25 protein-coding genes are annotated in these 21,725 nt (G+C 71.7%); 16 read left to right on the top strand and 9 right to left on the bottom strand.

Features of this window, described 5'->3' with window-relative positions:
• Nucleotides 1-10 precede the first annotated feature (10 nt).
• The 3 genes from POL25_RS02950 to POL25_RS02940 form a co-directional block, all read right to left on the bottom strand.
• Nucleotides 11-1,774, bottom strand: coding sequence for an NAD(P)/FAD-dependent oxidoreductase (locus tag POL25_RS02950; RefSeq protein WP_272084259.1), 1,764 nt, complete (start codon nucleotides 1,772-1,774; stop codon nucleotides 11-13).
• 556 nt (nucleotides 1,775-2,330) lie between these two features.
• Nucleotides 2,331-2,795 (bottom strand): hypothetical protein, encoded by a 465-nt coding sequence (locus tag POL25_RS02945; protein ID WP_272084258.1) that lies wholly within the window; start codon nucleotides 2,793-2,795, stop codon nucleotides 2,331-2,333.
• The gene (locus POL25_RS02940) at nucleotides 2,792-3,001 is read right to left on the bottom strand and encodes a hypothetical protein (RefSeq protein ID WP_272084257.1); all 210 of its coding nucleotides are present in this window, start codon (nucleotides 2,999-3,001) and stop codon (nucleotides 2,792-2,794) included. Before POL25_RS02940 ends, POL25_RS02945 begins: the two co-directional genes overlap by 4 nt.
• Nucleotides 3,002-3,320: 319 nt before the next feature.
• Between POL25_RS02940 and POL25_RS02935 the strand changes: the two genes are divergently transcribed.
• Both POL25_RS02935 and POL25_RS02930 read left to right on the top strand, forming a co-directional pair.
• Complete coding sequence (locus POL25_RS02935; RefSeq protein ID WP_272084256.1) at nucleotides 3,321-3,836, top strand: hypothetical protein; 516 nt, start codon at nucleotides 3,321-3,323, stop codon at nucleotides 3,834-3,836.
• A gap of 2 nt (nucleotides 3,837-3,838) precedes the next feature.
• Nucleotides 3,839-4,207 (top strand): hypothetical protein, encoded by a 369-nt coding sequence (locus tag POL25_RS02930; RefSeq protein WP_272084255.1) that lies wholly within the window; start codon nucleotides 3,839-3,841, stop codon nucleotides 4,205-4,207.
• 55 nt (nucleotides 4,208-4,262) lie between these two features.
• Here the strand turns inward: POL25_RS02930 and POL25_RS02925 are convergent, their stop codons facing one another.
• Both POL25_RS02925 and POL25_RS02920 read right to left on the bottom strand, forming a co-directional pair.
• On the bottom strand, nucleotides 4,263-4,409 hold the full coding sequence (locus POL25_RS02925) for a hypothetical protein (protein ID WP_272084254.1): 147 nt from the start codon (nucleotides 4,407-4,409) through the stop codon (nucleotides 4,263-4,265).
• A gap of 57 nt (nucleotides 4,410-4,466) precedes the next feature.
• The gene (locus POL25_RS02920) at nucleotides 4,467-4,820 is read right to left on the bottom strand and encodes a hypothetical protein (RefSeq protein ID WP_272084253.1); all 354 of its coding nucleotides are present in this window, start codon (nucleotides 4,818-4,820) and stop codon (nucleotides 4,467-4,469) included.
• 217 nt (nucleotides 4,821-5,037) lie between these two features.
• Here POL25_RS02920 and POL25_RS02915 point away from each other — a divergent pair, with 217 nt between their 5' ends.
• Nucleotides 5,038-5,550 (top strand): hypothetical protein, encoded by a 513-nt coding sequence (locus tag POL25_RS02915; RefSeq protein ID WP_272084252.1) that lies wholly within the window; start codon nucleotides 5,038-5,040, stop codon nucleotides 5,548-5,550.
• Nucleotides 5,551-5,672: 122 nt separating this feature from the next.
• Here POL25_RS02915 and POL25_RS02910 read toward each other — a convergent pair whose 3' ends face one another.
• Nucleotides 5,673-6,692 carry a GAF domain-containing protein gene (locus POL25_RS02910; RefSeq protein ID WP_272084251.1) on the bottom strand — a complete coding sequence of 340 codons (1,020 nt, stop codon included), beginning with the start codon at nucleotides 6,690-6,692 and terminating at the stop codon, nucleotides 5,673-5,675.
• Nucleotides 6,693-6,767: 75 nt separating this feature from the next.
• Nucleotides 6,768-8,882, bottom strand: coding sequence for an SUMF1/EgtB/PvdO family nonheme iron enzyme (locus tag POL25_RS02905; RefSeq protein WP_272084250.1), 2,115 nt, complete (start codon nucleotides 8,880-8,882; stop codon nucleotides 6,768-6,770).
• 134 nt (nucleotides 8,883-9,016) lie between these two features.
• Here POL25_RS02905 and POL25_RS02900 point away from each other — a divergent pair, with 134 nt between their 5' ends.
• Nucleotides 9,017-9,517: an HIT family protein gene (locus POL25_RS02900; RefSeq protein WP_272084249.1), complete on the top strand. Its 501-nt coding sequence runs from the start codon at nucleotides 9,017-9,019 to the stop codon at nucleotides 9,515-9,517.
• On the opposite strand, the gene POL25_RS02895 is transcribed toward POL25_RS02900, so the two are convergent.
• Complete coding sequence (locus POL25_RS02895; protein ID WP_272084248.1) at nucleotides 9,490-10,479, bottom strand: hypothetical protein; 990 nt, start codon at nucleotides 10,477-10,479, stop codon at nucleotides 9,490-9,492. The two genes, POL25_RS02900 and POL25_RS02895, sit on opposite strands and share 28 nt — an antisense overlap.
• A 547-nt stretch (nucleotides 10,480-11,026) precedes the next feature.
• On the opposite strand from POL25_RS02895, the gene POL25_RS02890 reads away from it, so the two are divergent.
• The 12 genes from POL25_RS02890 (at nucleotide 11,027) to POL25_RS02835 (ending at nucleotide 20,268) form a co-directional block, all read left to right on the top strand.
• Nucleotides 11,027-11,194 (top strand): hypothetical protein, encoded by a 168-nt coding sequence (locus POL25_RS02890; RefSeq protein WP_272084247.1) that lies wholly within the window; start codon nucleotides 11,027-11,029, stop codon nucleotides 11,192-11,194.
• 82 nt (nucleotides 11,195-11,276) lie between these two features.
• The gene (locus POL25_RS02885) at nucleotides 11,277-11,447 is read left to right on the top strand and encodes a hypothetical protein (RefSeq protein ID WP_272084246.1); all 171 of its coding nucleotides are present in this window, start codon (nucleotides 11,277-11,279) and stop codon (nucleotides 11,445-11,447) included.
• A gap of 107 nt (nucleotides 11,448-11,554) precedes the next feature.
• On the top strand, nucleotides 11,555-11,716 hold the full coding sequence (locus POL25_RS02880) for a hypothetical protein (RefSeq protein ID WP_272084245.1): 162 nt from the start codon (nucleotides 11,555-11,557) through the stop codon (nucleotides 11,714-11,716).
• Between the two features lie 92 nt (nucleotides 11,717-11,808).
• Nucleotides 11,809-12,804, top strand: a complete 996-nt coding sequence (gene gwsG / locus POL25_RS02875; protein WP_272084244.1) for a grasp-with-spasm system ATP-grasp peptide maturase — start codon at nucleotides 11,809-11,811, stop codon at nucleotides 12,802-12,804.
• Between the two features lie 4 nt (nucleotides 12,805-12,808).
• The gene (locus POL25_RS02870; protein ID WP_272084243.1) at nucleotides 12,809-12,988 is read left to right on the top strand and encodes a hypothetical protein; all 180 of its coding nucleotides are present in this window, start codon (nucleotides 12,809-12,811) and stop codon (nucleotides 12,986-12,988) included.
• 3 nt (nucleotides 12,989-12,991) lie between these two features.
• Entirely contained in the window at nucleotides 12,992-14,137 is a 1,146-nt protein-coding gene (gwsS, locus tag POL25_RS02865) for a grasp-with-spasm system SPASM domain peptide maturase (protein ID WP_272084242.1), read from the top strand.
• Between the two features lie 17 nt (nucleotides 14,138-14,154).
• On the top strand, nucleotides 14,155-15,351 hold the full coding sequence (locus POL25_RS02860; protein ID WP_272084241.1) for an erythromycin esterase family protein: 1,197 nt from the start codon (nucleotides 14,155-14,157) through the stop codon (nucleotides 15,349-15,351).
• On the top strand, nucleotides 15,348-16,313 hold the full coding sequence (locus POL25_RS02855) for an efflux RND transporter periplasmic adaptor subunit (protein ID WP_272084240.1): 966 nt from the start codon (nucleotides 15,348-15,350) through the stop codon (nucleotides 16,311-16,313). Before POL25_RS02860 ends, POL25_RS02855 begins: the two co-directional genes overlap by 4 nt.
• Before the next feature lie 6 nt (nucleotides 16,314-16,319).
• Entirely contained in the window at nucleotides 16,320-18,527 is a 2,208-nt protein-coding gene (locus POL25_RS02850) for a peptidase domain-containing ABC transporter (protein ID WP_272084239.1), read from the top strand.
• 71 nt (nucleotides 18,528-18,598) lie between these two features.
• Nucleotides 18,599-19,441, top strand: coding sequence for an efflux RND transporter periplasmic adaptor subunit (locus POL25_RS02845; protein WP_272084238.1), 843 nt, complete (start codon nucleotides 18,599-18,601; stop codon nucleotides 19,439-19,441).
• A gap of 105 nt (nucleotides 19,442-19,546) precedes the next feature.
• Nucleotides 19,547-19,948 (top strand): hypothetical protein, encoded by a 402-nt coding sequence (locus tag POL25_RS02840; RefSeq protein ID WP_272084237.1) that lies wholly within the window; start codon nucleotides 19,547-19,549, stop codon nucleotides 19,946-19,948.
• The gene (locus tag POL25_RS02835) at nucleotides 19,948-20,268 is read left to right on the top strand and encodes a hypothetical protein (protein WP_272084236.1); all 321 of its coding nucleotides are present in this window, start codon (nucleotides 19,948-19,950) and stop codon (nucleotides 20,266-20,268) included. The genes POL25_RS02840 and POL25_RS02835 overlap by 1 nt, the downstream gene beginning before the upstream one ends.
• A 201-nt stretch (nucleotides 20,269-20,469) precedes the next feature.
• Here POL25_RS02835 and POL25_RS02830 read toward each other — a convergent pair whose 3' ends face one another.
• Complete coding sequence (locus POL25_RS02830; protein ID WP_272084235.1) at nucleotides 20,470-21,687, bottom strand: MFS transporter; 1,218 nt, start codon at nucleotides 21,685-21,687, stop codon at nucleotides 20,470-20,472.
• Between the last annotated feature and the right edge of the window lie 38 nt (nucleotides 21,688-21,725).

The raw sequence follows: 21,725 nt of genomic DNA, 5'->3' as shown, positions 1-21,725 counted from the left end.
TTTGGACAAGTCAGCCTGCGGCCTGCGCCGGCGGGGCGAAGGCGTGGGCGACCAGGGCCTCGAGGGTGGCGGCGTCGTGGTCACCGGTGAGGCGGCCGAGGGTGCGCTCCATGTCGCGGATGACCGGGAGGAGGGCGCGGCGGCGTTTGCCGCCGACTTCGGCCTCGTTGGCGATGCGGTCGGCGGGGGGGCGGCGGGGCCAGCTCGGGAGGTCGACGGCGCGGGTCAGCTCGTCGCGCGCGCCGGGGGCGAGGTCGGCGAGGGCGCGCAGGGCCAGCTCGCCGAGGATCTCGCCGGCCTGGACCAGCTTGTCTTGCATGTACGCGAAGACCTCGTCGGGGCTCATGTCGCGCACGAGGTCGAGGTAGAGGGTGGCGAGCATCGAGGGGATGACGGGCAGGTCGACGCTGACGGGCCGCGGGGTGTTGTCGGCGCGGCGAGCCCACTCGCTCAGCAGCTTCTGGGCGCGGAACTGCAGGGCGGCGAACTCGAGGCCGAGCTGCTCGAAGCGCGCCTGCTGGTCGCCCGGCAGCTTGTAGAGGCCGCGGAAGAAGTACTGGCAGACGAACGACCAGTAGACGAAGTCGTCCCAGTAGACCTTGGCCGGCAGCACGCGCGGGCTGCCGTAGACGGGGGCGGCCTTGCGGTAGAGCTCGCAGGTGGTGTCGAAGAACAGCAGGTAGAGGCGATTGAAGCGCTCGGCGGCCTCGGCGAAGTCGCCGCCGCGCAGCCGGGCCTTGACGATCTCGACGGTGAAGCTGGCGGCGAGGGCGATGAAGTCGGAGCCCGGCGAATAGAAGGGGTCGGTGAAGGCCCCGGCGTCGCCGATCAGCGACCAGCGCTGCGGCGAGTACATGCGCTCGGTCGCGTGGCTGTAGTGCTTGAGGGTCAGGAAATCGACCATCGGCAGGTCCTTGATCTGGGCGAAGCAGAGGGGCTCGTGCTTCTCGACCCAGGCGAGCGAGCGCTCGCGGGTGCGGATGGTGTCGAACGGGTGCAGCTCGTCGTGGACGACGATGCCGATCGAGGTGTGGGCCTGGCCGTCGTCGCCCGGGGCCAGCGGGATGTACCAGAGCCAGTAGCCGGGGCCCATGAAGTGGACGGTCGAGTACCAGCGGATGTGCTCGGGGTCGCGCCCGTGCCAGGTGGTCGCGCTGGCGGGCACGAGGTCGGCGACGTCGACGCGGCCGGCGACGCGCCACCAGGCGGCGTTGGCGAGGTGGCCGCTCGGGCGGGTGAGGCCGAGCTTGGCCCGCAGCAGGCCGCGGCGACCGGTGGCGTCGACGAACCACCCGGCCCGCAAGGTCCGCGGCTCGCCGCCGCCGTGGGCCTCGACGTGGACGAGGTGGTCGCCGTCGTCCTCGGCGAGGGTGACGTCCCTGACGACGCAGCCCTCGATCAAGGTGACGCCTGCCTCTTCGTTCATGTCCCGAAGGTCCTGTTCGAGGCGGCCGCGATCGAGCTGGAAGGAGGGCACCGTGGCCCGCTCGGGCGGGCCGATCTCGGTGCGGTCCTCGAGCGCGTGGGTGTGGCCGCCGCCGGGGTAGAAGCGCAGGCCGTTCTTGAGGTAGTGCTTGGCCCGCAGGTACTCGTCGAGGCCGAGGATGACGCTGAAGTAGTGCGAGGACAGCTCGACCGACGACTCGCCGACCTTGTGGGCGGCGACGGGCAGCGGCCGGCGCTGGCGCTCGACGACGGCGACGGTGGCCTCGGGGACCTCGCGGCGGAGCTGACGGGCGAGGGCCTGACCGGCGAGGCCGCCCCCGCCGATCACGATGTCATAACGCGGGGGATGCGACGGGGCGGAGCTTGCTTGGGACATGGACGCGAGCGAGGGGAGGATAGCGGAGGGCGTCGCCGGTGGTACGTGCGTTCTCGCGCCGCGGAGGCGCGGCGGCCAGAGACGCGAAGGTCCGTCCGCGGCGGCTCGCTTCGGGGACTCCGCGATCCGCGGCGGCTGGCGGCGGTAGTGATCGTGTCGCCGCGGCGGGCAGCGGCGCCGACGGCGAGTCCGCGAGATCGTCGCGGGGGCGGCACGGGCGACGACGTCCGCGGCGGGGGATCGGCCCGAGACGGCGAGGCGGGCCGCGGTGGGATCGCTGCCGAGTGGTCAGGGAGGCTCATGGGACATGTCGTATCGGACATGTCGATTGGAGCATGTTCGAACGGGCATGTCTCCGAGGGCATGTGATCGGCGCCTCCCCGCGAGCCGGCTCAGAACTTGGCGCCGAGGGTGACGCGGGCGTCGAACGAGGAGGCGACGCCGCGGCCGCCGAAGAACATGTCGAACACCGCGCGCGGCTCGAAGCCGAGCAGGAAGTGGTCGCCGATCATGCCCTGGATGCCGGCGCCGATCGGGACGGCGAAGCCGACGCCGACTCGTCGTCCTCGTTGTCCATGATGAAGACGAACACGAGCAGCGCGTCGTCGCGCAAGAACCCCTCGTTGCAGCCGCCCGGGCCGTTGAGCTCGTCGGACACCGCGGCGACGAGGGTGTCGGCGAGCGGCGGATCGTCGCCGAAGGTGCCCACCTGGGCGATGCAGGCGAACGCGTCCGGGCCGGTCTCGCCCTCGATGATGTAGCGGTTGCCCCCGTAGAGCTCGCACACGTGGTTGGTGGCGTAGGGGCCGGCGTTGTAGAGCAGGCCGGCGCCGCGGGTCCGGTCGCACTTGAACACGGTGTCGGCGTGCGAGCCGCAGACGTAGTCCATGGCGTTTGGGCCGCAGTTGCCCTTGTTCCCGCAGTTTTCGGCCGCTTCGCAGTGTAGGCCGCGCCACTTTTCGTCCGTGTTCACGCTGATGATGTGCCGGTCGAAGCCTCGGGCTCGGCGCCGCCGGACGTGGAGGTCGAAGACGAGCCCGCGGAGCTGGTGGACGAGGTCGAGGTCGACGTGCCCGGCGTCGTCACGGACGTCATACCCGGCCCCGTCGAGAACCCCGGCGACGTGTTGGTGCCGCAGGCGAGGGCGGCGACGGCGACGGCGAGCGCGAGGCGGCGCATGCGACAAGGATACTCGGGGCACCGCGCTGTCCCGCACTTCGGTGCCGAACGCCCGTCCTGCGTGCTCATTCCAGCCCCCCAGATCGGCCTCTGTCGCGCGGACCCGTCGCGTTTCCCCCAGATCTCCAGGACCATAATTCGTTGCGCACGCGAACCGGAGCACTCGCTTCCTCGCTTTCGTCGCCAGTGAAGGACACGAGATGCGTTCACCCGTGGCTGTCAGATTTGCGAGGCGAGCTCGTGAACTGTCACTCTCATCCTTTCAAACTTCCTCGCCGCCACCGACGCCGCTCTGGTCCACGCAGCCGGAGCCCAGCGGTTGCTGGCGCAGTCTCTCGCGCCTGTCTCGGACGTTTGCGACGCAACGACCGGCGTTCGACGGGTCCGCTCCGCGACTCGCTACCGGGGACGGGCGGCGGTTCAGCTCGAGCTCCGAACCACCAAGCAAGGCGCTGGCCTGCTTACCGAGTACGTCGCCGACGGCGTCCTGCTCTTCACGGGCTCGGACGACGGCCCCCAGGCGACGCCGGCGGGCGTCGAGCTGCTTGCCGACACGTCGCCCCGCGCGGTCGAAATGCTCGCGGCCTTCGCCGTGCTTCAGGTCCGGGTGTTCGAGGCGGACGTAGGGGCGCCCGCCGACGCCTGCGGAGCGACGCGCGGCAAGGCGGAGGAACAAGCGAAATGCGCGTTCATCGGCGTGCTCGGGTGCATCCCGCCCGCGGCGGCGTTCACGTGCGCCGTCTCGGCGGCCCTCGCCGTCGGGTGCGGCTGGCTGGTCGAGAAGGCATGCGAGAGCGAGCCCGAGACCTGCGAGCCGGGTTGGACGGAGGGGTGACCGTGGGCGTGCTAGTTCCCGCGAGTTTCCCGAGCCAGCGCGACGCGCAGCGCCGTCTGATGACGCATCCACAGCGTCTCGGGTTCCTGCCCACCTGGTGGTTCTGGCGCGCGCTCAAGTGGGACTGGCCGCTGTTTTGCTCGTTCCTCGGCGCGGCGATTGGCGCATTCTCCGTCGCCCTCGGCTGGATCGTGCTCTACGCCGGCTTCGAGCTGCCAGCCGCGTTCATCGCCGCGTTGCTCGGGCCCGTTCTCGGGTTCGGTGTCGTCGAGCGGGGCCTGCGTGCCCTCGTCGTCCGCCGGCGCCGTGCGCTGGCAACAGGGCGGGCCGAGCTTCCGCCTGGACCGAGCGGCAACCGTTCGCCCGAGTGATCCCTAGCGACCTCTGCTTGCGAGAGGGATTGCCCCGAAAAGGTGGACACCTTGCTTATGCCGCTTGAGTCTGCGCCTGCTCGGCGTAGAAGTTCTCCTCGTAGGCGATCGGGGTCGAGTCGCCGATCGACGAGTCGCGACGCGGGCGATTATAGAACACTTCGATCCACTCCGAGATGGCCGTCCTCGGGCTCTCGTACACAGCGTTTGAAGCATGGTCTCATGGTCATGTCCGAAAGGCCTGCCAGGTCGCGCCGTCTCAGGTGCGCCAGCACTCGACGCGGTCGATGGTCTTGTGGCCCCGGGGGTCGACGCCGCTCCAGTAGACGATGCAGCGCTTGCCGGTGATGAAGGCGGCCTGCAGCAGCTCGCGCAGCTCGACGTAGAGGGGGGTGTTGCGCCACAGGCAGGCCCACGCCGACTTGCCGGGGATCGACGGCTTCATCTGCACGCACGGGCCGCGGCCCTGGACGGCGCTGTCGAGGTGGATGAGGTCGATGCGGCCGTGGTTGTTGCCGGCCAGGTACCCGTCGTCCTCGTCGTCGCCGGCGCGCGCGCGCTCGGGGGCCGCGAGGGCGAGGAGGAGGGCGAGGGTGCGGGCGGAGTGGTTCACCGGCGCAGTCATGGGCGACGGGCGCCGCGGCTCCACCGGCGCGCGGGCGGGCGGCTACGGGCGATCGCGCGCGAGGCGGGCGGTCTGCGGGCGCGTACGGTCGTTCGCGGGGCGTGTGATCGCGGCGACAGGGGGCCGGCGCGCGGCGAGCACGGGCGCTTCGCGGTCGGTGGCGGGTCCGGCGTCGGCGGCGGCGAGTCCGGGTAGGATCGCGGCGATGCTCGCCTCGCGCCGCGCCGCCACGCTCCTGCTCTCGCTGTCGTTCGCCTGTCAGGGCCAGATCGGGGGGACCACCGACACGGCGGCCGGGACGAGCACGACGACGACGACGACGACGGCCACGGACACGAGCGCCGAGCTGACGACCACGGGCACCACGAGCACGGCCGGGCAGAACACCACGGTCGACGACGGCTGTGCCGCCCACGCGATCGGGGATTGGGGGCAGTGTCAGCCCGGCGACCTGTCCGGCTGCGAATGGCAGGAGAGCGGGGCGACTGGCCAATTGCTGTGCCTGGCGCCCACCAGCGGCGGCCTCAGCGTGTGTGGGATCCGCGACTGCGTCGACGTGTGCGACTGCTTCGCCCCGCCGGCGACCGGGACCTCCGTGCCGGTGTGCGCGGCGATCCTCGGCAGCGGCGCCAACGGCTGCGCCCTCTACTGCGCGGGCGGGCAGATCTGCCCGGACGGGATGCAGTGCCAGTCGGGCTATTGCTACTGGCAGGATTGAGCGGGCCGGCGGGCCAGTGTCCCGCAGGACATGTCTCGAGAGACATGCTCTGAGGGCCATGTCGAGTCGGCGGTCTCCTGTCCCCTACGACATGTCTCGTCGGACATGCCCGATGGGCCAGCTCAGCGGGTCCGGGCGTGGGCGCGGCGGGTGACGACGTCCTGCAGGGCGTGGCGCATGTCGCGGAGGATCTGCAGGCCGCGGAGGTCGAGGTCGAGGTCGACGAAGGCGCGGGCGAGGTCGGGGCGGACGCCGCAGAGGACGCACTCGGCGCCGAGCAGGCGGACGGCGCGGGCCATGACGCCGATGGCGGCGGCGGTCTGCTCGTCGCAGTCGTCGAGGCCGGTGAGGTCGAGGATGACGTGTCTGGCCCGCGTGCGCGCCAGCTCGCCGAGCAGGCGCTCGGTCATCTGGGCGCTGCGCTCCTCGCCGAGGATGCCGATGATCGGCAGGGCCAGCACGTCGCTCCAGACCTCGAGCACAGGTGTGGACAATCGCTCGACGCTGCGGCGCAGGCGGGTGATGAGGGCCCGGTTCTCGCGGTCGAGCTGTTCGAGCGCGGCCTTGGCGTGGGCCAGGCCGTCTTCGACGCGGCGGCGGTCGGCGGCGTCGAGGGCCCGGGCGACGTTGTCGGCGATCGCGGCGGCGAACGCCTGCTCGTCGCGCGAGAACGGGCGCGCGGGGCCGACGTGCTCGTTGCAGAGGACGCCGGCGAGGCGGCCGCGGCGGCGGATCGGGGCCTCGAGCGCGGCGCCGATGCCGTGCGGGGCGAGGTAGGTGTCGGCGAGCTCGCGGGTGGCCGGGTCGGTGCGGGCGTCGGCGGCGACGAGGGTGCGGGCGGCGGCCAGGGCCTGGAAGTAGGCCGGGAACTCGGCCGCGGCCAGCAGGGTCGGCGCGGTGTCGTGCTCACCGGCGCCGCGCTGGTAGAGGTCGAGGCATTCGATCGCGGCCTGGTCGGGGGTGTAGACCCATACCGAGGCGCGCTCCAGCTGCAGGCCCTCGGCGGCGGCTTCGGTCAGGACCGCGAGCGCACGGTCGAGGTCGCCGGCGTCGATCGCTGCGGTCTCGGCCACGCGCAGGAGCACCGCGTCGTGCCGCTGCCTCGCGGCGTCCTGACCGTCCTGTCGTTGCGCGTCGACCATTGCAGCACCTCCTGTATCATACCGGGCCCTGACGGCGAATCTGCCGGCGAAGCCGCGACATGAGCGAACGCGCGCTCATTCGGTGTACCAGGCGTACAGGGGGACGTCGCCGATGTCGTAGGGGCCGCGGCCCGCGAGCACGACGGTGACCGGCTCGAAGCGGACAGTCGACCCGCCGGGCTCGCCGGGGCCCCTGTCGTTGCCGAGCGCGACCGCGACGGCGCCGCGGGCCACGCCCTTGACGGTGAAGCGGCCGGCGGCGTCGGTGCGCGTCCGCTCGCCGCCGACCCGCACGGGCACGCCGGCGACGCTCCTGCGCGACAGGCCGTCGGGCACGAGCCGGCCGCGCACGGTGTACGCCTCGGCGGCGGACGGTTGTTCGCCGCGGCCGAGCAGCCAATCGTTGCCCACCTCGCCGAAGCTGAGCAGCAGCGGTCCGCGCGGACCACCGCCGGCGAGCAGGCTGAGCGCGAACTCTCCCGCCAGCGAGATCTCGATCTGCGGCGCGCCGGTGGCCGCTTCGAGACCGATGAGGAGGTCGCGCGCCCGCCTGACGTAGACAGCCTCGCGGTCGGCGACCAGGACGTGCGGCTCGAGGCCGCCGCGGCGCCACAGCTCGCGACCGCTGGTGATGTCGTGGACCCGCAGGACTGTGATGCCGCGACCGTCGGGGACCGTGAAGGAGAATAGGCGGCTGTCCTCGAGGACAGCCGGCACCACGCCGCCCTCGTTCGGGTGGACGCCCCACACGCAGCGACCGCCGCTGCCCTCGAGGCGCCCGAGCTCGGCGCCGGTGGCCGCGTCGAGGCGTCGGTGGCCCTCGGGCTCCGGGCCCTCGACGACCATGACGCCGTCGCCTGCGACCACGCCGCAGTCGTCGTCGAGGGTGACGCCGTCCCAGAGGACCTGTCCGGTGACCAGATCGAAGGCGAGCAGGCCGCGGTCGCCGCGGACATAGCCGCGGTCGCCGTCGGTCCATACGCGACTGGCGCGGACGAACGGGCCCTGCTCGCCGCCGGCGATCCGCCACAGCTCGCGGCCGTCGGCCAGGCCGAAGCCGACGATCGCGTCGCCTTGCTGGCCGTAGATCTCGGCGACGAGGGTGCGCGGGCCGACGAACTGCTCGAAGGAGGAGCCGTAGTTGGCGAACGGGATCTGCCAGCGGATCTTGAAGCCGCTGCGCTCGACGGCGACAAAGCGCAGGCTGCTGGCCCAGCCGCCGCGCATGAGCAGGAGGTCGCTGCCGAGCTGGCGCACCGGGGTGAATTCGCGGAGGCCCTCGGGCAGGCTGGCGCGCTCGAGCACGTCGGGCAAACCGAGGACGTCGGGCTGGCCGCCGTCGTAGCCGGTCAGCCAGTCGTCGCCGACCGGCCACCAGCGGGCGGGGTCGTGCCGCTGCGGGTCGCCGCGCAGCAATTGGAGGTTGGCCAGCGGGCGCGGGGGCACGAAGGGCGGCGACGGAGCGGCCAGCACCGGCAGCTCGGCCTGGCCGGCGGTGAGCGGGGTCCAGGCTTCGAGGTCGGGGGCGGTGACGGTGGAGAACGGGGCGACGACGCAGCGCACGCCGGAGTCGGCGGCGGCCATGGAGTCGGTGGATTCTTCGCTGAAGGGGGGGCCGGGGGCGGCGCGCCAGCTGCCGCCGCGCAGCCGCAGCCGCTCGCCGTGCACGACCCATTCGGCGACGCCGCCGACGAGGTCGTGCACGCCGTCGACGCTGGCGCCGGCCGGATGCTGTCCCACGGGACAGGTGCCGCTCTGGTGAATGCAGGCGCGGGTGGCGTCGATGGCGGCGGTGCCCCAAACCCAGGCGGCGCCGGCGAGCCGCGGGCGGGCGATGTGGGCCCATTCGGCGTCGCTCGGCAGGCGCTTGCCGAGCCAGCTGCAATAGGCGCGGGCCTGCTCGAATTCGACGCAGTTGATCGGGTGCTCGCCGCGGTCGGCGCGGGTCAGGTTGCACTCGGCGACGTCGCCGACGACGGTCGGGGTGCAGGCGCCGGCGTGCACGCAGGCGCCGTAGGCAGCGGTGGTGACCTCGGTGGCGTCGACGCACAATCGATCGATCGCCGGGCTGCCTTGGAGCGAGCCCTCGACGACGACCATGCCCGCGGCGCATTCGCGCTGCGGCTCGCGCGGGTGCTCGTGCGGGGCGCAGGCGAGGAGCACGAGCGGGCCGAGCCAGCGAGGGGTCATGCGAGGACGCTATCACGGGCCCCGGGCGGGCGCGCGCGGCGGCCGGCCGCGAAGGTCACGCCCATACCGGGAATGCGCGGGGCCGGTGATGCGTCGCGGCCGGCAGCCGTGAGACACTCGCGGCGCACCCGGGCATGCCGACGCTGATCTCACGCGACGAGGCGCTGCGCCGCATCGAGGCCGAGGGCGGCGCGCCCGAGTGTCTGATGTGCGCGATCGTCCGCCGCGAGGTCGGGGCGGTCCATGCGATCTTCGAGGACGAGGCGATGCTGGTGATGCTGCCCCGCTACGTCCGCCGCTGGGGTCACGTGATGGTGGTGCCGAAGCCCCACGTGACGTCGTTCGCGGCGGTCGATCCGGCGCTGTGGGCCCGCGCCAATCAACTGGCCCACCAGGCGGCGCGCATGGTCGAACGGGTGATGCGGCCGCGCCGCTGCTATGTGGCGTCGACGGGCAGCAGCGCGGGCGAGATGACGCAGACGTCGCGTCACTTGCACGTGCACGTGATCCCGCTGTACGAGGCCGACGATCGCCCGAGCGACGTGTTCTCGTGGAGCGAGGGGATCTTCGTCGGCGCGCCGGAGGAGTGGGCGGAGCTGCAGGCCCGCTACCGCGCGGTCTGGGACGCGAGCTGACCTTCGGGGAAGGCGGCATCGGGCCGGTGGATCAGCGGCTCGCCGGCGGGGTCGTAGTCGCGTAGCGCGGCGATGATGGCGGCGAGGTTGGCAGGCGTGGGCCGGTAGCGCTCGTTGTCGAAGGCGAGCCGGGCGTGCCAGAGATCGAGCGGGGTCGGGCGGTCCGGCGCGGTGGCCCACACGGCGGTGGCCGGGCTGCGCACGGCGGCGGCGGGCAGATGGGCCAGGTCGCGGCGCCGCGCCTCGAGCAGGGCGATGTCGGCGTCGACGCGGGCGCGGAGCTCCGGCGTGGCGACCGACCAGGCGGCGATCCGCGACTCGTTGCAGACGACGTACTCGCGGAAGGCGACGGCGTCGTCGGGGCCGTCGCGGACGTGATAAACGGCGGCGATCCGCCCGGGGTCGGCGAGGGCGACGGCGAGATCGACTGGCTCTCCGGACATGTCCTCGAGGACAAACGGCTCGGCGGCGTGCGGGCGGAAGCCGACCACGAGGGCGTCGTCCGTGAGGTCGATGCGGATCAGGGCGTCGCCGTAGCGGCGCTCGCCGAGGCCGAGGGTGGTGGCGAGCGGGCTGGTCCAGGCGTAACGGCGCCGGCGATGGCCGGGGTGGTCGCGCAGGATCGCGGCGAGCGGGTGGGTGCCGGCGAGGCGGTCGAGCGCGCGCAGGTAGGGCGAGCGCTCGCCGACGTCGCTGTCGGCGACCAGCAGGCGTCGGGAGCGGCGCAGGGCGTCGATCTGGGCCGGGGTGGTCCAGGTGTAGAGGACGCGGCGGGCGAATGCCTGGTGATGCACGGAAGCGTCGTCGCGCGAGGCGGGGGGTGCTTCGAGGGGCGCGGCGGGCCCGGGCGGGTCCGCGGGCGCATGCGGGACCGGGAGCGGGGCCGGGGCCTCGTCGCGGGCCGGGCCGCACGCGAGGAGCGCCGCGAGGGCGATCGTCAGGCGGTGAGGCGCGGGGCGCATGCGCGGAGCATAACCGGGTCGCGGCCGCCGGCGAAGCGGCAGTTCGGCCCTCGCGCACCGGGGAGCATCGCGGGGGTATGGCCATTCGTGGTGCGGTGAATGGCCATGGAGAGCGGCCGTCTCGCAGCGGGCGGGCAATCCATGCAGTGGGTCGCCCGGACCCTCGCTGCGCTGGTCGCGGGCCGGCGATGGGGATAGTGTCGGAGCTCACGGAGCGCCGACCAACGAGTTCTCGATTGCGCGGAGACGGCCTCGCGCGGCGGTCGAGGATTCTCGCGTGTCGCCCCGGCGTTTCGCCGCGACACGAATGTCAGGGGCGGCGAATCATCGTCCAGCCCGCGCTATTCGGGGAAAATCAGGCCCGGTCGTGGTGCTTTGATGATTTAAAATTTTTTCGAAACCAGCGGCGAGGGGACGCGTGTCCGAGGTGCATCGTCGACTTGAGTTCGATTAGCGGCGATGACTTACACCTACCCCCGTATCACGCGGTGCGGGGAATACCCTTGAATGATTGTCCCGTGCGAAACGGGAAGGAATGGAACTAGACATGAACAAGCCCATGAAGAAGCGCGACGACGAGAAGAAGCTGCCGAGGTTCCACGGCCAGACCCTCGGCGCGGACGAGCTGTGCCAGGTCAAGGGCGGGATGCCGCCGGAGACCGCCAACACGCACAGCGTCTGCCACGTCGACGGTACTTGTGACGGCTGCAACTGACAGTGACTGGCAGCGGTACCGTCTTGAACGATGATTTTCCCGCACCTGCGGGAAGGAATGGAACTAGACCATGAATAAGCCCATGAAGAAGCGAGACCACGAGAACAAGCTCCCCAAGTTCAGCGGCCGCACGCTCGGCGCGGACGAGCTGTGCCGGGTGACCGGCGGGAGGGAGCCGGAGTCCGGCAGCACGTGGTCGATCTGCCACATCGACGGCATCGACGACGGCGACGGCGGCGGCGGCGTGGCCTGAGCCGCGGCGAAGCGAACACGCAAGAATGGACCATGAGGCTCGCCCCCGATGGTACGGGGCGAGCGCGGAGAGAACCCCGTGCGAACGGGGAGAGATGGAATCGTGTCATGAAAAAGAACCTTAGAAAGAACGAAGAGAAGCAGCTGCCCAAGTTCACGGCCAACACGCTCGGCGCGGACGAGCTGTGCCAGGTGACCGGCGGGATGCCCCCGGAGAGCTCGGGCACGAAGTCGAAGTGCCACATCGACGGCGTCAACGACAACGACTGACCCGCGCGAGGGTCGTGGCCTCTACCGGCATGTGCCGGTGGAGGCCGCGCCTCTCCGGCCCGATGCGGGCGATACGAGCGATGGAGCCTGCCATGATCTTGATCTTCAGCAATTCCGGGGATCCTTCGACCCTCGACGTGATGCGATGGATCGACCACCTGAGCGACGCGAAGGTCGTGCGGATCAACGCGGACGAGGAGTACAGCGTCGAGCTGACGATCTCGGACGATGATTTCTCCGTCCGGGTCGACGAGGACGCGTTCGGCCTCGAGGACGTGACGAGCGTCTGGCTGCGCAAGGGCGGCTTCTGGTTCAAGGGCCTGTTCCCGAGCGTGGCGGCGCCCGAGCACCCGGCGCTGGCGCGGCACCTGCAACACAAGCTCGACCTGGAGAACCGCACCCTGCGCGACCACTTTCACGACCTGCTGCGGCGGCGCAGCGCCGTGCTGGGCAGCGCCAACGGCTCGGCCCCCAACAAGCTGGTGGTGCTGGGGCGCGCGCGCGAGGTCGGCCTGCGCACGCCGCCGTACAGCGTGTCGAACCTGCGCAGCCACGCGCAGAGCCTGGTGGCTTCGGGCTGCGGCTACGTGACCAAGGCGATGTCCGACGGCCTCTATCTGTTCGACACGACCGAGAGCAGGACCGGGTACTTCACGTACACCGAGGCGCTCGAGCCGCGGGTGCTCGAGGGCGTGGGCGAGCGCATGGCGCCGTCGCTGTTCCAGCGGTACGTCGACAAGGCCTTCGAGCTGCGGGTGTTCTTCCTCGACGACCAGTTTCGCGCGGCGGCCATCTTCTCGCAGAGCGACGCGCAGACCCGCGTCGACTATCGCAAGTACAACAGCGAAAGACCGAACCGGGTGGTCCCGTTTCGCCTGCCGCCGGAGATCGAGGCCAAGCTGTCCCTGCTGGCGCGCTCGCTCGATCTGAACACCGGCTCGTTCGACATGATCGTCGACGCGCACGGCGAATACTACCTGCTCGAGGTCAACCCGGTCGGGCAGTTCGGCCCGCTGTCGGAGCGCTGCAACATGGCGATCGAGCGAATGATCGCAGAGAGGCTGGTGGCGCGTGAGCAAAGAGTTTGAAGAGATGACCCTGACCCCCCTTCTCAAGGCGAGCCTGCCGCTGGGCTACGCGCGGATCGTCATCAGCGCCGCGATCGTCGACGCCGAGGCGACGCAGCGGGCGACGCTCGAGCTGCCGAAGTACCGCCATTCGGTGATGTACGCCCGTCACGCGGGCAAACCGATCTCCAAACCGGAGCTTTGAACGATGGACTCCACTCAATTGTTACGCGACCGACGCGACGAGTACGTGTTCCTCTTCTCCGACTGCGTGCCGGTCGAGGGGGCCGCCGCGTCGGCGATCTACGACCTCACCCGCAAGCACATCTCGACGTTCCCGTCGGCCTATTTCCCGTTCTTCGCGCTGTTCCGGGCCCGCCGCCTGGGCGAGATCGTGGACGCGCTGTCGCCCGAGGAGCACGACGATTTCGTGGCGTTCCTGGATTTCTTGCTGGCGAACGAATACGTGGCGGTCGTCGCCGACGCGGCGGCGTTTCCGGAGATCTCCAGGGCCTGGGACGCGCCTTGCGCGATCCACAACGCCATCGTCGACGTCCGCGGGCAGCACCACGACTATCGCAAGATCGTCGCCGAGCTGAGCGGCCTCGGCTGCCAGCACCTCCAGGTGCGGGGCTACGCCGGGGTGTTCGGCCTGGCCGAGCTCGACGAGCTGGCGCGCCTGTGCCGGGGCTCGTCGATCCAGACGCTGGAGGCGATCCTCGCCCACGAGCCCGGGCGCAGCGACGACGACTACGTGGCGGTGGTCGGCGCCCATCGCCTCATCACCGGGCTCACGGTCCATTCGGCGCCGCAGGAGCGGCGGCTCGCGGTCGACTACGGGGCGCGTGGGGACGCCGCGACGCTGTTGACGCTCGAGATCTCGATGACCGTCAAGCCGCTCGAGTCGGCGCTGGACTGCGGGCAGATCGGCAAGCGGCAGCTGCTGCCGCCGACCACGCCGACCTTCAACGAGCTGCGGCAATTCAGCGGCTGCCTGAATCGCAAGCTGGCGATCGACGAGCGCGGCGAGGTCCGCAACTGCCCGGCCATGCGCGGGTCGTTCGGCGACCACCGGGCGGTCTCGCTGGCGCAGGTGGTCGCGGACGAGGCGTTTCGCCGGGTCTGGGCCGCCCGCAACGACGAGATCGAGGTCTGCCGCGATTGTCCGTACCGTTATGCGTGCACCGGCTGCCGGGCGCTGCTGGCCGACCCGGCGGTCGAGGACAGCAAGCCGCTCAAGTGCGGTTACGATCCGTACACCGATACGTGGGCCGACTGGCAGACTCGGGCGGGCGCCGCGGCCGCGCTGGCGCACTACCAGGCGCGCGTGCACCTGCCGATCGTGCGGGGCTGAAGGTCGAGGCGACGACCATGAAGCGGCCCACGATCGTGTTTCTGGCCCTCGCCGCGTGCGCGCCGGGGCCCGCCTCGGCGCCGGCGAGCGCGAGCGCGGAGCAGCGCGAGCTCGAGCGCCTGGTCGCCGATGTCTGCGACAAGCAGGTCGTGCTGCTCGGCGAGAGCGAGCACGGGGACGGTCGCACCTGGGCGATCAAGACCGCGCTGGTGCGCGCGCTGGTCGATTCGTGCGGGTTCGAGGCGCTGTTCATCGAGAGCGACATCTACGAGATGCTCGCGCTCGAGCACAAGTACGCCGCGGGCACTGCGACGGCGCGCGACGTGGCGAACGCCATCGGCGCGGTGTGGTCGGAGGCCCGCGAGACGCAGCCGTGGATCGGGTTCATGCACGCGGCGGCGGCGGCGGGCCGGTTGAAGCTGCGCGGGCTCGACGACCAGCTCCACTCCACGGCTTATTATGCGCAGCGAGAGCTGCCGGCGGTGCTGGCGGCCTGGCTGCCGCCGGGGCGCAAGGACGCGTGCGAGGCCCAGATCGCGCGGCATCACCTGTGGACCTACGACGAGGACCACCCGCATTCGCCGGAGACGCAGGCGGCGCTCGTGAAATGTCTCGCGGACATCCAGGCGGCGATCGCCGGCGCGGCGCCGTCGCCGAAAGCGGCCGAGGACCTGGTCATGGCGAGCAACCTGGCGCGGTGGGTCGCGCGAGATTTTGTCGTCGATCGGCGCGATGGTTTTAATGAACGCGACCGGTCGATGTTCGCCAACTTCGTGTGGCATCGGCGGCGGCAGGGCGACGCGGGCAAGACGATCGTGTGGTGCGCGACCGTGCACGCGGCCAAGGATCTCGAGGCGATCGCGGCCTATCGCGGGTTCTCGCCGCTCGGGCAGTACGTGCACGCGCAGTACGGCGAGCGGGCCGCGGCGATCGGCTTCTCCGCCTGGTCGGGGGCCACCCAGCCGCGCGGGCGCGCGGGTCGGGAGCTCTCGGTCGCGCCGCCCGCGTCGCTCGAGGGCCGGGCGCTGGGGCCCGAGCAGGCGCTGCGCTACCTCGACGCGGCGGAGCTGCGGGCGCTGGGCTCCGTCGAGGCTCGCCCCATCAACCATGAATTTCAGCGCGCAGCCTGGCACGAGGTCCTCGACGGGCTGGTCGTGGTGCGCCGCGAGGAGCCGGCGCGTCACGACGTGATCGGGGAACGGGGGGTGCGATGACCGAGTCGTTCGACGAGCCGAGCAGCGCTTCGCCGGGGGCGCGGCGGGCCATCTTCCGCGAGGCGGCCGTGCAGGCGCACCGCCGCGGCGCGGGACCGGGCCGCCCGCTGCACATCGTGGCGACGTGGACGCGCTGGGCCGTCGGCGTGACGCTGGCGCTGCTGGTCGCGAGCGTCGCGTTCGCCACCAGCGCGAGCATCGGCGAGTACGCGCAGGGCGTCGCGGTGGTGCGCCGCGAGGGCCGCGTGGCGGTCACCTCGGACGTGCCCGGCACCGTGCAGCACATCGCGGTGAGCACTGGTCAGCGCGTCGCTACCGGGCAGGTGCTGGTCCAGCTCGACGACGCCGCGCCGCGGGCCGAGCTGGCGCGCGTGGAGCAGGAGTACCGCCAGCGACTCGTCGAGCTGCTGCGCGCGCCGGCCGACGACGCCAGGCGCGAGCGGCTGGCGATCCTGAAGGCGCAGCTGCAATTGGCGCAGGCGCGGGTGCGCGAGCGGCAGATCGTCGCGCCGCAGCCGGGCAGGGTGTCGGACGTGCGCGTGCGGCCGGGGCAGCCGGTGGCGCCGGGCGACGCGGTGGTGGCGGTCGAGCAGGACACGGCGCGCACGGTCGTGTTCGGGCTGTTCCCCGGGCACTACCGGCCGCTGCTGCGCGCGGGGGACAGCCGGTTGTTCCTCGAGCTCGAGGGGTTCCCGGACAGCCGGCACGAGGTGGCGCTGCGCGTGGTGGCCGACGAGGTGGTCGGCCCCGCCGAGGCGATGCGCTACCTCGGGCGCGATCGTGAAGGTGCGATCGCGCTGGCGGGCCCGGTGGTGGTGGTGGAGACCGAGCTGCCGGCGGACACCTTCGTCGCCGACGACACCGAGTACCGGGTCTACGACGGCATGCAGGGCGTGCTCGAGGCCCGCCTGCGCTCCGAGACCGTGCTCGAGGCCCTCATCCCGGCGCTCAAACGCCTGTAGGTCGTCATGCCAACTACCGAACGAGATCGTGCGCTGTCGCGGCGCTTCCCTGCCCTGCAGCGTCTGGGGGCGATCGGGCAGCCGCGTCGGCTCGAGCACGTGCAGCAGATGACCGCGACCGACTGCGGCGCGGCCTGCCTGAGCATGGTGCTGCGTTATCACGGCCGGGCCCACCCGCTCGACGAGCTGCGCGACGCGATGGGGGTCGACCACAACGGCGTCAGCGCGCTCGGCATCCTGCGGGCCGCTCGCGGCTACGGGCTGCGCGGCCGCGGCGTGCGCATCGACGACCTCGACGAGCTCGAGATGCTGCAGGCCGGCGCGATCCTCCACTGGGAGTTCAACCACTTCGTGGTGTTCGAACGGGTCGATCGCCGCGGTCCGGTGATCCTCGATCCGGCGCACGGGCGGCGTCGGGTGTCGCGGGCCGAGTTCGAGCAGGCGTTCACCGGGGTGGCGCTGCTGCTCGAGCCCGGCGAGGCGTTCGCGGCCGGCGGTCGCCAGCAGCCGCTGGTGCGCCGTTACTTCGGCCGGATCCTGGCCTACCCCGCGCTGTGGAGCCGCGCGCTGCTGATGTCGGTGCTGGTGCAGCTGCTGGCGCTGGCGCTGCCGCTGATGACCACGCTGCTGGTCGACCGCATCCTCCCGCGCCACGACACAGACCTGCTCGGGGTGCTGGTCGCCGGGCTGGCGATGATGGTGCTCTTCACCTTCGTCAGCTCGCTGGTGCGCGCCAACCTGCTGGTGCAGCTGCGCACGCTGCTCGACGCTGACATGACGATCGGCTTCCTCGATCACCTGATCGACCTGCCGTACTCGTTCTTTCACAAGCGGTCGGCCGGCGACCTGTTGATGCGGCTCGGCAGCAACGCCACCGTCCGCGAGATCCTCACGTCGGGGGCCATGTCGGCCCTGCTCGACGGCACGCTGGTCAGCGTGTACCTGGTGCTGATCTTCTGGGTCAGCCCGCTGATGGGCGCGGTGGTGCTGGTGCTCGCGTCGCTGCAGCTGGCGCTGTACGCTGCGACGCGCCGGGTCCAGCGCGACCTGATGACCGAGGGCCTGGCGGTGCAGGCGCGGACCTCGAGCTACGAGGTCGAGATGCTCACCGGCATCGAGACGCTCAAGAGCATGGGCGCCGAGTACCGGGCGGTCGATCGCTGGTCCAACCTGTTCGTCGACTCGCTCAACGTGTCGCTGCGGCGCGGTCGCCTCGACGCGACCATCGGCTCGCTGCTCGACGCGTTCGCGATGGCGGCGCCGCTGGTGATCCTGGGCGTGGGCACCAAGCTGGTGCTGGACGGAGAGCTCGGGCTCGGGGCGATGCTCGGGCTGTCGGCGCTGGGCTCGGGGTTCTTGCGGCCGATGACCACGCTGGTCGGCGTCGCGGTCAAGTTCCAGGTGCTGGGCAGCTACCTCGAGCGCATCGAAGACGTGATGCAGACCGAGCCCGAGCAGGACGCGTCGCGGGTCCAGCGGGCGCCGCGGCTGTCGGGGCGGATCCAGGCCGAGGCGGTGACGTTCCGCTACTCGGAGTCGGTGCCGCCGGCGGTCCGCGAGGTGTCGGTGCGGGTCGAGCCGGGCCAGTTCGTGGCGGTGGTCGGCGCGTCGGGAGCAGGCAAGTCGACCCTGGCCAAGCTGCTGGTCGGCCTTTATGCGCCGCAGGGCGGGCGGGTGCTCTACGACGGCCTCGACATCGCCGGGCTCGATCTGCGCAGCGTCCGCGAGCAGCTCGGGGTGGTGACGCAGCGCGGCGACCTGTTCGGGGTGTCGGTGCGCGAGAACATCGCGCTCGGGCGGCCCGAGATCAGCCTCGACGAGGTGATCGACGCGGCCAGGCGGGCGGCGATCCACGACGAGATCGCGGCCCTGCCGATGGGCTACGACACGATCCTGGCCGACCGCGGGGCGTCGCTGTCGGGCGGCCAGCGCCAGCGACTGGTGCTGGCGCGCGCGCTGGTCGGCGCGCCGGCGATGCTGCTGCTCGACGAGGCGACCAGCAACCTCGATACGGTGACCGAGGCGGCGATTCAGCGCTCGCTGGCGTCGCTGCGCTGCACCCGCGTGGTGATCGCGCATCGGCTGTCGACGGTGGTCGACGCGGACCTGATCCTTGTGATGGACGGCGGACGGATCGTCGAGTCGGGGACGCACCGCCAGTTGATGAGCCACGGCGGCGCGTACCGCCGGCTTTATGAGAGGGAGGAGTCATGAGGCGCGCGGTAATGAGGGCAGCAGGACGTCGTCACGCAGCGATCGCGGCGTGGGGATTGTGGTGCTTCGCGGTGGCTTGTGATTCCCACGAGGACGGCCCCGGCGAATCACCACAGCCCGCTGCGGTGCGCGCGGACGAGGCGGCGGTCGCGGCTGCCGTCATTGCTTCGGAGCCGATGATCGGGGTGCTGGTGCCCGAGGCGGAGGTGGTGCTGACGGCGCCGGAATTCTCGCGGATCGATCGCATCGAGGTGCAGGTCGGCGACCACGTGAACGCGGGCGAGGTGATCGCGGCGCTCGATGTCCGCGAGGAGCGCCACGAGCTGGCAGGGGCGACGGCGGCGTGGGCTGCGAGCAAGGCCGAGCTCGAGCGACTGGAGCTCGAGCTGCAGCGGGCGAGGGAGCTGCGCGCGGACACCGAGCAGCTGGAGGGGGTGGTCTCGGGGGCGGAGGTCCGCGAGCACCGCTACGCCGAGAAGCTGGCGGCGGCCCGCAAGCGCAGCGCCAGCGCGTCGCTGCAGCGGCAGCGCAGCACGGTGGAGGACGCGTCGGCGAGGATCGTCGAGGCGCAGCTGCGGGCGCCGTTCGCCGGGGAGGTCGCGCGACGCCACGTGGACGCAGGCGCGACGGTCGAGCCGGGCCGGGCGGTGGTGCAGCTGATCTCGGACGCGCGGCGGGTGCGATTCGCGGTGCCCGAGGCGCGCAGCGCGGGGCTGCGATTGGGCGCGGCGGTGAAGGTGGCGTTCGTCGAGGAGGGGCGGACGGTGGAGGGCGAAGTGATGGCGATCGCGCCCGAGATCGATGCGGGGACGCGGCTGCTGTTCGCGGAGGCGCGGCTGCACGAGGGGGCGAGCGCGGGGCTGCGGGTCGGCAGCGTGGGGATGGTGGAGTTCGCCGGGCCCGCGGCGGATTGATGAATTTATGGTCCGCGACGACAGGACGAAAACGAGCGCGACCTGGGACATGGAAGGCTCACTGAACTCGCCGTCCGTAGCCCATACGGGCCGCGACGGGCGGCCATGGTCGGCCCCGACAACCGTTACGTGGCCGCCGCACGGCTCGATACGGGCGCTGCGATCGCGGTGCCGGAGCACCTCGAGCAACGCGGTTGGTTTGAAGATCAGTTCCGGATCTTGCGAGCGAGCGACGCCGGCGAGGTGGAGGCATTCTGGGATCCGCGGACCGGCGAGGTCCGTGATTTCTACCGGCACACGTCGCGCAATGATGGGCTCTCCCTGCGCGAACTCGATGGCGATCGGGTGGTGTACTGGTTGCCCGGCCAGGACCAAGCCGGCATAGGCAGCTTTTGGCGGGTCGATCTCGCCAGCGGCGAGAGGGAGCGGCTGCTGACGGGCGTGGGGATGGCGTCGTTTCGTCTCAACGAGACGAAGTTTTTCGAGGTAATTCCACGCGCGAGGTGATGGCGCCCCCGAGCAGCGGGCCCGGTTGGCCGGTGCTCGAGTTGCGAGATTTCGCGCTGGTCGACATCGTCAGCGGCGAGCGTGTCCCGATCGCGGAGCGTGTGTCGGGGGGGGCACGGATCGCGGAGGGCGTCCTTGTGATGGATGCGTTCGGGCCGGAGCCGGGCCTGTGGGCGCATCCGCTGCCCTACGAGGACGCGCGCTCGGGGGCGCGCAACGGCCCGGTCCGGGAGATCGAGGCGTTCTTCGAGGCGGAGGGGAGGTCGCGCTCGGCCGCGTGGGAGCGGGCCGCGATCGCCGAGGCGCGGGGTCTTCCGTGAGCACGTGAACGGAATCTGTCTCATGGGACAGGCGCGTGTTCGTCGCTAGGACATGCAAAATCTGTCTCATGGGACAGGCTGTTGTCCATCCTGAGCACGTGAACCGAGGCTGTCTCATGGGACAGGCGCCTGTTCGTCCTGGTCATGGTGTGACGCGAGCCTGAGGCGACATGTCCCGTGGGACATGCCGTGACAGGTCGCTCACGCGCGCGAGCGGACCAGCAGGACGAGCAGGCCCCAGGCGAGCAGGCCGCCGGCGGCGCCGAGCCAGCCGGCGGCGGCGGGGAACAGCAGGGCGTCGGCGACGAGCGCCCCGAGCAGGCCGCCGAGGCACTGGGCGCAGGTGTGGGCCATGAGGTCGATGGCGGCGAGGCGGCCGAGCAGGGCGTTGGGCGTGAGCAGCTGCAGGCGAGTGGTCGAGGTGACCCACGTGGCGCCCATGCCGAGGCCCCACAGGATCGAGGCGACGACGAGCACGGCGGGCAGGTCGAAGGCGGCGAACAGGGCCACGCCAGCGAGGGTGACGGCGGTGCCGAGGTGGATGCCGGGCACGGTGCCGCGCAGCCGCTCGACGCGGGCCCACAGCAGCGGGCCGAGGCCGGTGCCGAGGCCGCGCACGCCGTGCATGACGCCGAGAGTGACGGCGACGGCCCCGACGCCCTGCAGGCCGGCATAGGCGTGCAGCAGGAACCATCCGCCGCCGTTGGCGAGGGCGACGGGCATCTTGGCGAGGGCGGCTTGCAGCAGGGCCGGGTCGCGCCAGGTGCGGCGCCAGGCGGCGAGGAAGTCGGGCGAGTCGATCGCGGAGGCGGAGGCCTCGCTGGCGATCGGCTCGCCGGGGCGCAGGCGCGGGAGGGTGGCGAACAGCAGGGCGGCGAGCAAGAAGGTGGCGGCGTCGATCGCGAGGGCGCCGCGCGGGCCGACAAAGGCGGTGACGAAGCCGCCCGCGGCGACGCCGAGCGAGAAGAGGGTGCTCCAGGTGGCGCCGAGCAGGGCGTTGGCGGACCCGAGCTGGTGGGCCGGGACGAGCTGCGGCAGCGCGGCGCTGGCGGCCGGATCGGTGAAGGCCGACAGGGCCATGCGCAGGAACACGAGGCCGGCGAGGGCGACGGTGCCGGCGTCGCCGCTGCCGACGACGGCGATCATGAGGAGGACGACGAGGGCCCGCAGCAGGCTGCCGACGACGAGGATGACGCCGCGATCACGCCGATCGGCGAGGCGACCGGCGAACGGGGCGAGCACGGCCCGCGGCAAGGTGTGGGCGACCAGCACGGCGGCGACGCCGGCGAGACCTGTGCTTTCGGACAGGGCGAGGGTGCCGACGGCGACGTAGGTGAACCAGTCGCCGAACAGCGACACGGCCTGGGCCAGCCACAGGCGCCGGAAACCCCGGTTGGCGAGCAAGCCCGGCGTGGACACGCGAGGATGATAGGCGAGGTGACGCGCCGCGGGGGCCG

It is taken from the genome of Nannocystis bainbridge (genome assembly GCF_028368995.1).
GTDB classification, from domain to species: Bacteria; Myxococcota_A; Polyangia; order Nannocystales; family Nannocystaceae; genus Nannocystis; species Nannocystis bainbridge.
The sequence above is the reverse complement of the archived record's forward strand: the minus strand, read 5'-3'. Positions and strand labels throughout refer to the sequence as shown.

Bases quoted from the DNA above. Each gene is read 5' to 3' on its own strand.
- gwsG (WP_272084244.1), top strand. From the start codon at position 11,809: ATGATCTTGATCTTCAGCAATTCCGGGGATCCTTCGACCCTCGACGTG.
- POL25_RS02910 (WP_272084251.1), bottom strand. From the start codon at position 6,692: ATGGTCGACGCGCAACGACAGGACGGTCAGGACGCCGCGAGGCAGCGG.
- POL25_RS02850 (WP_272084239.1), top strand. From the start codon at position 16,320: ATGCCAACTACCGAACGAGATCGTGCGCTGTCGCGGCGCTTCCCTGCC.
- POL25_RS02855 (WP_272084240.1), top strand. From the start codon at position 15,348: ATGACCGAGTCGTTCGACGAGCCGAGCAGCGCTTCGCCGGGGGCGCGG.
- POL25_RS02835 (WP_272084236.1), top strand. From the start codon at position 19,948: ATGGCGCCCCCGAGCAGCGGGCCCGGTTGGCCGGTGCTCGAGTTGCGA.
- POL25_RS02940 (WP_272084257.1), bottom strand. From the start codon at position 3,001: ATGCGCCGCCTCGCGCTCGCCGTCGCCGTCGCCGCCCTCGCCTGCGGC.
- gwsS (WP_272084242.1), top strand. From the start codon at position 12,992: ATGGACTCCACTCAATTGTTACGCGACCGACGCGACGAGTACGTGTTC.
- POL25_RS02890 (WP_272084247.1), top strand. From the start codon at position 11,027: ATGAACAAGCCCATGAAGAAGCGCGACGACGAGAAGAAGCTGCCGAGG.
- POL25_RS02870 (WP_272084243.1), top strand. From the start codon at position 12,809: ATGACCCTGACCCCCCTTCTCAAGGCGAGCCTGCCGCTGGGCTACGCG.
- POL25_RS02840 (WP_272084237.1), top strand. From the start codon at position 19,547: ATGGTCGGCCCCGACAACCGTTACGTGGCCGCCGCACGGCTCGATACG.
- POL25_RS02880 (WP_272084245.1), top strand. From the start codon at position 11,555: ATGAAAAAGAACCTTAGAAAGAACGAAGAGAAGCAGCTGCCCAAGTTC.
- POL25_RS02900 (WP_272084249.1), top strand. From the start codon at position 9,017: ATGCCGACGCTGATCTCACGCGACGAGGCGCTGCGCCGCATCGAGGCC.
- POL25_RS02905 (WP_272084250.1), bottom strand. From the start codon at position 8,882: ATGACCCCTCGCTGGCTCGGCCCGCTCGTGCTCCTCGCCTGCGCCCCG.
- POL25_RS02895 (WP_272084248.1), bottom strand. From the start codon at position 10,479: ATGCGCCCCGCGCCTCACCGCCTGACGATCGCCCTCGCGGCGCTCCTC.
- POL25_RS02915 (WP_272084252.1), top strand. From the start codon at position 5,038: ATGCTCGCCTCGCGCCGCGCCGCCACGCTCCTGCTCTCGCTGTCGTTC.
- POL25_RS02885 (WP_272084246.1), top strand. From the start codon at position 11,277: ATGAAGAAGCGAGACCACGAGAACAAGCTCCCCAAGTTCAGCGGCCGC.
- POL25_RS02860 (WP_272084241.1), top strand. From the start codon at position 14,155: ATGAAGCGGCCCACGATCGTGTTTCTGGCCCTCGCCGCGTGCGCGCCG.